Origin of the sequence: Nonomuraea terrae (assembly GCF_004348995.1) — a bacterium.
GTDB lineage: Bacteria > Actinomycetota > Actinomycetes > Streptosporangiales > Streptosporangiaceae > Nonomuraea > Nonomuraea terrae.
Window position 1 is genome coordinate 1 of sequence record NZ_SMKQ01000267.1, and the last position, 10,575, is coordinate 10,575.

Genomic DNA, 10,575 nt, shown 5'->3' on the forward strand with positions numbered 1-10,575 from the left:
GCGGGTGATGGCGAGGGATTGGGCGGGGAGGCGCAGGCCGGCTCCGTCTGAGGTGACGGGGTCGTCCGAGGCGAGGAGGATCGTGCCCGCCGGCAGGGGGAGGGTCACGGATTCCAGGGAGAAGTTCACGGTCACCGCGATCGAGCCGCGCCACATCAGCAGCCACTTCCCGAGCGGGTCCAGCTCGACCCGCACCCGGTCCAGCCGCGGGTCCGACAGCTCGGGCAGCGCCTTGCGGAGTGCGATCAGGTCGCGGTACCAGCACAGCAGCGACCAGTGCGCCTCCTCCTTGACCTCGCTCCAGTCGAGCTTGGAGCGCAGGAATGACTCCTCGTCGGACGGGTTGGGCGCCTCCCAGACGTACCCGAAGCCGTCGAACTCGTGCTGCCGCCGCGCCCCCTCCGTATCCCGAAGGTGCGGCTCCACGTGGTCGGAGAAGAACAGGAACGGCGAGCCCGCCCCCCACTCCTCCCCCATGAACAGCATCGGCGTGAACGGCGAGGTCAGCAGCAGCCCGGCGCCCAGTTTGAGCGCCGGGATCGGCAGCCGGTCGCCCGCCGGGCGGTTGCCGATCTGGTCGTGGTTCTGCAGGCAGGCCACCAGCCGGTGCCCTGGCACTCCAGCGAAGGGCGCGCCGTGCGTCCTGGAGCGGAAGCTCGAATAGGAGCCGTCGTGCACCACCCCGTGCGTCAGCACCTTGGCCAGCACCGACAGCTGGGCGAAATCGCGGTAGTAGCCGTGGCTCTCGCCGCTGACGGCGCAGTGCAGGGCGTGGTGGACGTCGTCGTTCCACTGCGCGGTCATGCCGAGGCCGCCGGCGTCGAGGGAGCGCACCATGCGCGGGTCGTTGAGGTCGGACTCGGCGATCAGCGACAGCGGCCGGCCGACGGAGCAGGCGAGGACGTCCACCTCCTCGGCCAGCTCGGCGAGCAGGTGCGTGGCCCGCCGGTCGTGCAGCGCGTGCACGGCGTCGAGCCGCAACCCGTCGATGTGGTAGTCCCGCAGCCACTGCAGCGCGTTGCCGATGAAGTAACGCCGCACCTCGTCGGAGTCGGGCCCGTCGAGGTTGACCGCCTCGCCCCAGAAACTCCCCTCGAACCCCGCGAAGTACGGCCCGAACGGCCGCAGGAAGTTCCCCGACGGCCCCAGGTGGTTGTAGACGACGTCGAGGATGACCCCGATCCCGGCCCGGTGGCAGGCGTCCACGAACGACTTGAGCCCGTCGGGCCCGCCGTACGTCTCGTTGACGGCGTACAGGTCGACGCCGTCGTAGCCCCAGTTGCGCCCGCCCGGCACCGGCGCGACCGGCATGACCTCCACGAAGTCGACGGAGAGCTCCACCAGATGGGGCAGTTTCTCGATGGCCGCAGCGAACGTCCCCTCGGTGGTGAACGTCCCGATGTGCAGCTCGTAGATGACCGCGCCGCGCAGGTCGCGGCCCTTCCAGTCGTGGTCGGACCAGGTGAAGCGGGCGTGGTCGTAGACGGCGCTCGGCCCGAACACCCCCTCGGGCTGCCGGCGCGAGCGCGGGTCCGGGTACGGCCCGTCGCCGTCGACCAGGAAGGCGTACCGGGTGCCGTGTCCGGCGTCCTCCACCTCCGCCGTCCACCAGCCGCCTTCCCCGGGGGACATCGCCCGCCGTCCGCCGAGGACGTCGATTTCCACCGCCGTGGCCTTGGGGGCCCAGACCTCAAAGATCATGTCTCTCCAGCAGTGCGACCGGATATTGACCGAGCAGATGCGCGAGGGGGGTGCGCCCGGAGACGAGCGCGCCGGTGAGCAGGTCGCGCCAGGCGCCCGGGGGCAGGGGCAGCGTGGTGGCCCCCCAGCCCGTGGCGGCCAGGCGTACCGGCAGGCGGGTGGCGACGGCCACCGCCTGCGGCCGCTCGCCGCGGGCGAAGGCGATCACGTGCTCCGAGCGCTCGCCCTCCGCCTGCAGCGGCGTGTACGGGGCCGCACCCCCGATCCGCCGGCGCAGCCGCAGCGCCTGCGTGGTGACCAGCAGCTTGGCGGAGTCCCAGGCGGTCTCCGGCTTGCGCGGGTAGCTCACCGGCCGCCGGTTGTCCGGGTCGACCAGCGAGAAGTCGGTGGTCTCGTTGCCCTGGTACACATCGGGCACCCCGGGCATCATGAGCTGCACGAGCTTGGCCCCGAGCGAGTTGGACATCGCGTACGGCTCGATCCGCTCGGTGAACCCGCCGATCGGCAGCCGCACGGCCGCCTCGGCGAAGGCGCGCAGCCGCCGCTCGTAGCCGGGGTCGGGGTTCACCCACGAGATGGCGGTCTTGGCCTCGCGGGCGGCCTTGAGCAGGAAGTCGGTGAAGCGTTCCGCCGAGATCGGCCAGGCGGCCATGAGGTTCTGCCAGGCCAGGTAGTCGAGGTGGGGGTCGAAGCTGACCTGCGCCGACCATTCGGCCACCGCCGCCGCCCACTCCCCGGGCATCTCCGACAACACCGACAGCCGCGCCCGCACGTCCTCCGACCGCTTGGTGTCGTGGGTGGAGAGCGTGGTCATCGTGTACGGGGACATCTCCGCGCAGAAGTCGTGGAAATCCTCCACCGACACCCCGAACGCGTCCGGCTCCCCGCCCACCTCGTTGAGGCAGGCCAGCGGGAACCACCGGTAGAGCGCGGTGTCCTCCACGCCCTTGGCCATGACGGGCCCGCACGCCTGCTGGAAGCGCACGATCGACTCCGGGGAGCCGTACAGGACCTGGCGGACGAGCGGCTGGACGGCGGGAGAGCAGGACTCGGCGGCCATCTCGACGATCTCCACCGACTCGGGGGGCGGCGGCTCCCCCGGCACGACATACGCGCGGTAGACCGGCATCGCGGCGAGCAGCTCGCGCACAGCGGCCGGGTCGCAGGCGGTGGCGCGGGCCAGCCGGTCGACCTCGGCGCCGAAGAACAGGTCGAGCACGTCGCGCTTGGACTGCGCCATCACGGGGCGGTATTCGGCAGGCTGCCCCGTCATATCCGTAAAAATCTGGATTAGTGGATCCTTGCCGGAAGGGTCGACGAACAGGCCGTTCACCCGGTTGAGCACGTCGTAACCGGTCGTCCCGTCGCACGCCCAGTCGCCCGGCAGCCGCTCGGGCCCGATGAGGATCTTCTCCACCACCGTCCACCGCTCGCCCGCCCGCGTCCGCAGCCGCTCCAGGTAGCCGCGCGGATCGGCCAGCCCGTCAGGATGGTCGACGCGCACCCCGTCGACCAGCCCCTCGTCGAGCAGCCAGAAGATCACCTCCTGCGTGGCGAAGAAGACCGACGGGTCCTCCACGCGCAACCCGATCAGCGACGATACGTCGAAGAAGCGCCGGTAGCCGGGCCCCTCGCGCCAGTCGACCAGCCGGTAATGGCCCGGGTGGGGAAAGGCGTGCTCGTGGTAGCGCAGCACGTCGCCGTCGACCACGGGCTCGACGTCGTCGCCCAGCACGGGCAGCGCGACCTTCCCGTCGACCCACTCGATGTCGAACCAGTGCGCGTACGGCGAGGCCGGCCCCTCCTTGAGCACCGACCAGAACTGGGCGTTGACCGTGTTCATGTGGTTGGGCACGATGTCCAGCACGATGCCCAGGTCGTGGGCGGCGAGCTGCTGCGCCATCTCCCTGAAGCCGTTCGCGCCGCCGAACTCCTCGCGGATCCTGGAGTGGTCGGTGACGTCGTAGCCGTGGCGCGACTCGGGCACGGCCTGCAGCACCGGCGACAGGTAGACGTGGGTCACGCCGAGGTCGCGCAGGTAGCCGGCGATCGCCGCCACCTCCGCGAAGCCGAAGTCGGGGGTGAGCTGCACCCGGTAGGTCGAGGCCGGCCTAGACACGGCGCAACACCCGTACGCTGCGGCCGGGCACGTCGGTGCCCTCGCCCGCCCGCACCATCCGGGCGTCGAGCCGGATCGGCATGGCCGTGTCGATCTCGGTGTGCCACATCTCGCCGTAGTCCTTCGGGATCGTGAACTTGATCGTGTCGTGGTGGGCGTTGAACAGCAGCAGGAACGAGTCGTCCCTGATCGGCCGGCCGCGCCGGTCGGGCTCGGTGATCGCGTCACCGTTGAGGAAGACGGCCAGCGACTTGGCGTAGCCGACGTTCCAGTCGCTGTCGGTCATCTCCTCCCCTGACGGGGTGAGCCAGGCGATGTCGCTCAGCCCGCGTACGGGCTTGCCGTAGAAGAACCTCCTGCGCCGGAAGACGGGGTGCTTCTTGCGCAGCTGGGACAGGCTCTGGGTGAACTCCAGCAGCAGCCAGTTCTCCCGTATGTCGGACCAGTCGACCCAGGTCAGCTCGTTGTCCTGGCAGTAGCCGTTGTTGTTCCCCTTCTGCGTGCGGCCCAGCTCGTCGCCGTGGGAGAGCATCGGCACGCCCTGCGAGAGGAACAGCGTGGTGAGGAAGTTGCGCTTCTGCTGCTCGCGCAGCGACTCGACCGCGATGTCCGCCGGGCCCTCGTCGCCGCAGTTCCACGACCGGTTGTCGTCGGTGCCGTCGCGGTTGCCCTCCTTGTTGGCCTCGTTGTGCTTGGTGTTGTACGAGACCAGGTCCTGCAGGGTGAAGCCGTCGTGGCAGGTCACGAAGTTGATCGAGGCGGCGGGGCGGCGGCTGTCGTCCTTGTACAGGTCGCTCGACCCGGTGAACCGCGAGCCGAACTCCGGCAGCGTCGCCGGCTGGCCGCGCCACAGGTCGCGGATGGTGTCGCGGTAGCGGCCGTTCCACTCCGTCCACCGCGACGGGAAGTTGCCCACCTGGTATCCGCCGGGGCCGACGTCCCACGGCTCGGCGATGAGCTTGACCTGCGACAGCACCGGGTCCTGCTGCACCAGGTCGAAGAACGCGCTCAGCCGGTCGACCTCGTGCAGCTCGCGCGCCAGCGTCGAGGCGAGGTCGAAGCGGAACCCGTCGACGTGCATCTCGATGACCCAGTAGCGCAGCGAGTCCATGATCATCTGAAGGACGTGCGGCGAGCGCATGAGCAGGCTGTTGCCGGTGCCGGTGGTGTCGACGTAGTAGCGCCGGTCGTTCTCGACCAGCCGGTAGTAGTTGCTGTTGTCGATGCCGCGGAAGCCCAGCGTCGGCCCCAGGTGGTTGCCCTCGGCGGTGTGGTTGTAGACGACGTCGAGGATGACCTCGATGCCCGCCTCGTGCAGCGAGCGCACCATCGCCTTGAACTCCAGCACCTGCCCGCCACGCTGCCCCTGGCTGGAGTAGCGGTTGTGCGGCGCGAAGAAGCCGATCGAGTTGTAGCCCCAGTAGTTGGACAGCCCGCGCTGCTCCAGGATGTGGTCGGTGACGAACTGGTGCACCGGCATGAGCTCCAGCGCCGTCACGCCCAGCTTGGTGAGGTGGTCGAGGATCTCGGGGTGGCCGAGCGCCGCGTACGTGCCGCGCAGGTGACGGGGGATCTTGGGGTGGCTGATCGTCAGCCCCCGCACGTGGGCCTCGTAGATCACGGTGTCGTGGTACGGCGTCGCGGGCGGCCGGTCGTGCCCCCAGCCGAAGAACGGGTTGATGACGATCGAACGCTGCACGTACGGGGCCGAGTCGAGGTCGTTCCTGGTGTCGGGCTGGCCGAAGCGGTAGCCGTACACCGCCTCGTTCCATCGCACGTCGCCCTCGATGGCCATGGCGTACGGGTCGAGGAGCAGTTTGTTCGGGTTGCAGCGCAGGCCGCGCTCGGGGTCGTACGGCCCGTGAACGCGGTAGCCGTAACGCTGGCCGGGGCCGATGCCCGGCAGGTAGCCGTGCCAGATGAACCCGTCGACCTCGGTGAGCGGCACCCGCCGCTCGACGTTCCGCTCGTCGAACAGGCACAGCTCGACCTTGTCGGCGACCTCGGCGTAGAGCGAGAAGTTGGTGCCGGCGCCGTCGTAGGTCGCCCCGAGCGGATAGGGGTCTCCCGGCCAGATCTCGATCATCGAGGCTCCCTTGCGGTCTCTCCCCATGTTCCGTTCCCCTGCTCTGCCCGACAACCCCGGCCCCGGCCGATCACCATGGTTCTTTTCCACACTCCGCGTCCGATTACTCCCCGTGAGTGAGCCGCCCCCGACGGCGCGGTATCGGAGACGGCTCACTCACCAGCATGCACCCGTCCTGTTTGCCGCCGCCGTTCTCGGCTACTTGGCGGTGGCATGGGCGGTTTCAAACAATTCTTACTTCGAGGCAACGTCGTCGAGCTGGCGGTCGCGGTGATCGTCGGCGCCACGTTCAGCGGTCTGGTGCAGGCGTTCGTCACCGACCTGATCACACCGCTGATCGGCGCGATCACCGGAGGCCGGCAGCCGGACTTCGCGTCGTACTCGTTCACCGTCAACGGCAGCCGCTTCCGGTACGGCGACTTCCTCAACCACCTGCTGAGCTTCCTGATCATCTCGGGCATCGTGTACTGGCTGGTCGTGGCGCCGATGGCGCGGCTCGTCGGCCTGCTCGAACGCCACAAGGAGGCCACCACCAAGCAGTGCCCCGAATGCCTGTCGGAGATCCCGGCCGAGGCGCGGCGGTGCGCGAACTGCACGGCCCGCCTGGTCCCCGACTCGGAGAAGCCGAGCTAGCGGTTTGCGGATGCCTGCCCCTGTCCGGGCCGCCGCTTGGCATGGGATGAGGGCGAGTCCGACAAGATGGACCGATGAGCGTTGAGTTGATGGTCTGGGACGAGCCGGTGCCGATCGACCGGGACCGGGCCCGTGCCACGTACCTCGCGGTCAAGCGGACCGAGCCCGGCGGCGGTGACGTGCCCGACGTCGCCAAGGAACTGCCCGGGCAGGTCACGCTCTACCCGGGGCACGTGCTGGTGACGATGGACCTCGACACGATGGACGAGATGTCCGCGCAGGTCTTCGCGGTCGCCCGCGCCCACGGCATGGTCTGCTACGACCCGCAGCGCGACCTCGTGCACAACGTGGCGCCGTTGGGGGTCTACGAGGGCATGCAGCTGCACACGGGAGACGGCATGATCGTCCACGACCCCGACCTCGGGCTGGTGCACGACGTGCTGGCCACGCTCTCGCCGCAGAACCCGTTCGTCGCGCTGGTGAGCTTCGGCCGGCATTTCCTGCAGGTCTCGCCGGGCTACGAGCTGGAGTACAAGGAGGGCACGCTCATCCGCGCGATGGTGCCCGAGCTGGCCGAGGTGCAGCAGGCCTTCCACGAGTACGCGACCGGCGGGCGGGGGTTCCTCGATCGGCACACCTGGCAGGATCAGGCCGTATGAGAACCCTGTATCCCCCGATCGAACCGTACGACTCCGGCCTGCTCGACGTCGGCGACGGCAACCAGGTCTACTGGGAGGTCTGCGGCAATCCGCACGGCAAGCCGGCCGTCATGCTGCACGGCGGCCCCGGCGGCGGGTGCGACCCCAAGCACCGGCGCCAGTGGAACCCCGAGCTCTACCGCATCGTCCTGTTCGACCAGCGCAACTGCGGCCGGAGCCGGCCGCACGCCTCCGACCCGGCCACCGACCTGAGCGCCAACACCACCTGGCACCTGGTGGCCGACATCGAACGGCTGCGCGAACACCTCGGCATCGAGCGCTGGCAGGTGCTCGGCGGGTCATGGGGCAGCACGCTGGCGCTCGCGTACGCCGAGACCCACCCCGGCCGGGTGACCGAGCTGGTGCTGCGCGGCATCTTCACCCTGCGCCCGCAGGAGTTGCGCTGGTTCTACCAGGAGGGCGCGAGTCACCTCTTCCCGGACCTGTGGGAGCGCTACGTCGCGCCGATCCCGCCGGAGGAGCGCGACGACCTGATCGCGGCCTTCCACCGGCGCCTGGAGGGCCCCGACGACGAGGCCAGGCTCGCGGCGGCGCGGGCGTGGGCGCAGTGGGAGGGCGCGACCGTCTCGCTGCTGCCCGATCCCGGGCGGGTGGCGGAGTTCGGCGAGGAGGACAAGGCCATCGCCTTCGCCAGGATCGAGAACCACTACTTCACCCACGGCGGCTGGTTCGAGCCCGGCCAGCTGATCAAGGACGCCGGGAAGATCCGGCACATCCCGGCGGTGATCGTGCAGGGCCGCTACGACGCCTGCACGCCCATGGCCACCGCGTGGGACCTGCACAAGGCCTGGCCGGAGGCGGAGTTCCACGTGGTCGACGACGCCGGGCACGCCTACTCCGAGCCCGGCATCCTCGACCGGCTCATCGCGGCGACAGACGCGTTCGCGCCAGACGTACCGCAGGGGTGACGGCGCCCACCAGCAGCAGCGTGAACAGCGGCGCGAGTCCCACGCCGAGCAGGAACCCCGCGACCACGTCATGCGGATAGTGCACGCCGATGAACACCCGCGAGAACGCGATGAGGGCGGCCAGCGGGAACACCAGCCAGGCCAGGCCGCGCCAGGCCAGCACGAGCGTGGCCGCGGCGCCCGCGGCGATCACCGTATGGTTGCTGGGGAACGACCAGTCGGCCGAGGGCGGGCAGGCGGCGATCGTCGCCACCCCGCCCCGGCACGGCCGCTCCTCCCTGACGAACACCTTGACGACCTCGCTCACGAGGTACGCCAGCGTGATGCCGACCGGGCCCGCCACCACCAGCGCCAGGTCCCGCGCCGGGCCGCGCCACGCCCGCAGCGCGGCCACCGCGAACAACGCCGCGAACAGGAAGAGCCCGCCATCCGTGCCGACCTCGGCGAGCGTGTGCAGCCACTCGGGCGTGCCGAGGGCGAAACCGACGATGTCCTGAAACACACGTGTCCAATCCCTTAATGATCAATGGACACGACCTTACGGACATCGCCGGTCAGACGCCTCGACCGAAAGAGGGAAATTCTCGGCCCGAAAGGCCGGAGACGTGGGTCAGGTGAGGAGCTGGCGCGCCAGCGCGGCGTGCTTCGTCTCCAGCTCGGCCCGGGTGATGAGGCCCCGGTCGAACGCCTCTGTGGTGGCGTCGCGCTCGGCCACGTAGTAGGCCGCCATGATCTCGCTGCGGAGCGGCGTGAACCCGCGCTCCACGCAGTCGGAGAAGAGGCTGACCTTCTGCTCGACCGTGTCGGCGGCCACGGTGCAGGCCAGGTCGTGCTTACGGAGTTGTTCGACCGCTTCAAGCAGCGTGACCGGGCCGAGGGACCCGACGAACTTGGTCTCTAGGGTGATCTTCACTTTCTTTACTCCTCCAAAGGTTTACAACGTTCGGATCAAGGTCGCGTATTCCCTGGTCGGAGCGGGTAAGAGGGCTTTCGTGATCGGGGGGCACGTGATCGTCGGGTATGCGAACGACCGGGGTGGGCGCGACGCGCTCGCCCTCGGCGCGTCGATCACCCGGCTCACCGGCGGCGAGCTGACCGTCGCGACGATCTACCCGCCCGGCAGCCCTGGGCTGGCGGTCGAGGCGCAGGCCAACCTGGCGCACGCGGCCGAGGAGCTGGGGCCCACGCCGGCCGGCTACCTCACGTTCGAGAGCCGCGGCACCGGGCGCGGGCTGTCGGTGCTGGCCAGCAGGATCAGGGCCGACCTCATCGTGGTGGGCTCGGCGTCCGGCGGGCAGCACGGCCGCATCGCGATCGGCGCCACCTCCGACCACCTGCTGCACCGCTCGTCGGAGGCCGTCATGATCGCCCCCGCCGACTACGAGCCGCCCGAGGAGCACGACCGGCTCACCCTCGCGTACGTGCACCGGCCGCAGTGCGACGAGGCCGTCGAACGGGTCGCCCAGGCGGCGCTGCGCTTCGGCGTGCCGCTCCGGCTCATCACGCTCGACCTGCGCACGGAAGACCCCGACCGGCTGCGCGACGACCTCGCGCTGGCCGTACGGCTGGCGTGGGAGACGACCGGCATCGAGGCCGAGTCGGACGTCGCGGAGGGCCACGACGTGGTCGCCGCCATGCGGAACGTGGAGTGGCTGCCCGGCGAGCTCCTGGTCTGCGCCGCCAGCGAGGACGCCGAGCCCCACCGCGTCTTCCTCGGCGAGCTGGCGATGAAGATGCTACGAGCCTCCGACCGCCCGGTCGCCGTCCTCCCCCGAGGCTTCTCCTAGCCCGCTCGGTCTCCCGGTGGCCGTCGCTCGCTGGGATGCTCCTAGGCTGCGGGATGTGGTTGTGGCGCGGGTGATCGTGGTGGCGGTGCTGGCCGCTCTGTGCGGCGTGTACGTCCTGGCGGGGGCGACGGCGGCGCTGCTCGTGTTCGCCGTGCAGTGTCTGTACACGCTCTGGTCGCGGAGGTGGTGGCTGCTCGCGGCGCAGGCGCTGCTGGTCGTCTGGGTGAGCGTGGGGACCGGGGCGTCAGTGGTGATCCTGGGCTTCCTGGCCGGGTCGCTGCTGGTCACCCGGTTGTGGTCGCTCGTCCCCGGTGTGGTGCTGGGGGCGGCGGTGATCGCGTACGCGCGGAGCGGCGACGTGCTCGTCACGCTCGACCTGACGATCACCACGGTGCTGATGACGCTGATCGTGCCGGGGCTCATCCGGCTGGTCGAGCGGGTGGACGAGCTGCACGCCACCCGCCTGGCGCTGGCCGCCGCGGCCGTGGACGAGGAGCGGCTGCGCATCGCGGCCGAGATCGGCGACGGCCTGGGCCGCGGCCTGCAGACGATCGTCAACGGCGTGCGACGCGCCCTGACCGAGCCCGCGGACGCCGCGGTGGGGCTCGGGGCGGTGGTGGAG

General features: G+C 70.2%; 10 protein-coding genes. 5 read left to right on the forward strand and 5 right to left on the reverse strand.

What is annotated here, in order from left to right; genetic code table 11:
• The 3 genes from treZ to glgX form a co-directional block, all read right to left on the reverse strand.
• Positions 1–1,701, reverse strand: a 1,701-nt coding sequence (treZ, locus tag E1286_RS42710; protein WP_132622390.1) for a malto-oligosyltrehalose trehalohydrolase, incomplete at its 3' end; no start/stop codon positions are given.
• Complete coding sequence (gene treY / locus E1286_RS42715) at positions 1,691–3,820, reverse strand: malto-oligosyltrehalose synthase (protein WP_132622392.1); 2,130 nt, start codon at positions 3,818–3,820, stop codon at positions 1,691–1,693. The genes treZ and treY, both read right to left, overlap by 11 nt.
• Entirely contained in the window at positions 3,813–5,906 is a 2,094-nt protein-coding gene (gene glgX / locus E1286_RS42720; protein ID WP_132622394.1) for a glycogen debranching protein GlgX, read from the reverse strand. Before glgX ends, treY begins: the two co-directional genes overlap by 8 nt.
• Before the next feature lie 213 nt (positions 5,907–6,119).
• Here glgX and mscL point away from each other — a divergent pair, with 213 nt between their 5' ends.
• The 3 genes from mscL to pip all read left to right on the forward strand — a co-directional run bounded on the left by mscL (position 6,120) and on the right by pip (position 8,166).
• Positions 6,120–6,539, forward strand: coding sequence for a large conductance mechanosensitive channel protein MscL (gene mscL, locus E1286_RS42725; protein WP_132622396.1), 420 nt, complete (start codon positions 6,120–6,122; stop codon positions 6,537–6,539).
• A 74-nt stretch (positions 6,540–6,613) separates the two neighbouring features.
• Positions 6,614–7,198, forward strand: coding sequence for a hypothetical protein (locus E1286_RS42730; RefSeq protein ID WP_246075647.1), 585 nt, complete (start codon positions 6,614–6,616; stop codon positions 7,196–7,198).
• Positions 7,195–8,166 (forward strand): prolyl aminopeptidase, encoded by a 972-nt coding sequence (gene pip / locus E1286_RS42735; RefSeq protein WP_132622398.1) that lies wholly within the window; start codon positions 7,195–7,197, stop codon positions 8,164–8,166. The genes E1286_RS42730 and pip overlap by 4 nt, the downstream gene beginning before the upstream one ends.
• Here pip and E1286_RS42740 read toward each other — a convergent pair.
• Both E1286_RS42740 and E1286_RS42745 read right to left on the reverse strand, forming a co-directional pair.
• Positions 8,120–8,668, reverse strand: coding sequence for a phosphatase PAP2 family protein (locus E1286_RS42740; protein ID WP_132622400.1), 549 nt, complete (start codon positions 8,666–8,668; stop codon positions 8,120–8,122). The genes pip and E1286_RS42740 overlap by 47 nt on opposite strands.
• Positions 8,669–8,776: 108 nt before the next feature.
• Positions 8,777–9,079 (reverse strand): hypothetical protein, encoded by a 303-nt coding sequence (locus E1286_RS42745; RefSeq protein WP_132622402.1) that lies wholly within the window; start codon positions 9,077–9,079, stop codon positions 8,777–8,779.
• Positions 9,080–9,158: 79 nt separating this feature from the next.
• Here E1286_RS42745 and E1286_RS42750 point away from each other — a divergent pair, with 79 nt between their 5' ends.
• Both E1286_RS42750 and E1286_RS42755 read left to right on the forward strand, forming a co-directional pair.
• Complete coding sequence (locus E1286_RS42750) at positions 9,159–9,953, forward strand: universal stress protein (RefSeq protein WP_246075648.1); 795 nt, start codon at positions 9,159–9,161, stop codon at positions 9,951–9,953.
• A gap of 55 nt (positions 9,954–10,008) precedes the next feature.
• Positions 10,009–10,575: hypothetical protein (locus tag E1286_RS42755; protein ID WP_223190889.1), on the forward strand; the 567-nt coding region annotated here is incomplete at its 3' end.

Excerpts from the sequence above, each read along its gene's own strand:
- glgX (WP_132622394.1), bottom strand. The coding sequence starts at position 5,906 with ATGATCGAGATCTGGCCGGGAGACCCCTATCCGCTCGGGGCGACCTAC.
- mscL (WP_132622396.1), top strand. The coding sequence starts at position 6,120 with ATGGGCGGTTTCAAACAATTCTTACTTCGAGGCAACGTCGTCGAGCTG.
- E1286_RS42730 (WP_246075647.1), top strand. The coding sequence starts at position 6,614 with ATGAGCGTTGAGTTGATGGTCTGGGACGAGCCGGTGCCGATCGACCGG.
- pip (WP_132622398.1), top strand. The coding sequence starts at position 7,195 with ATGAGAACCCTGTATCCCCCGATCGAACCGTACGACTCCGGCCTGCTC.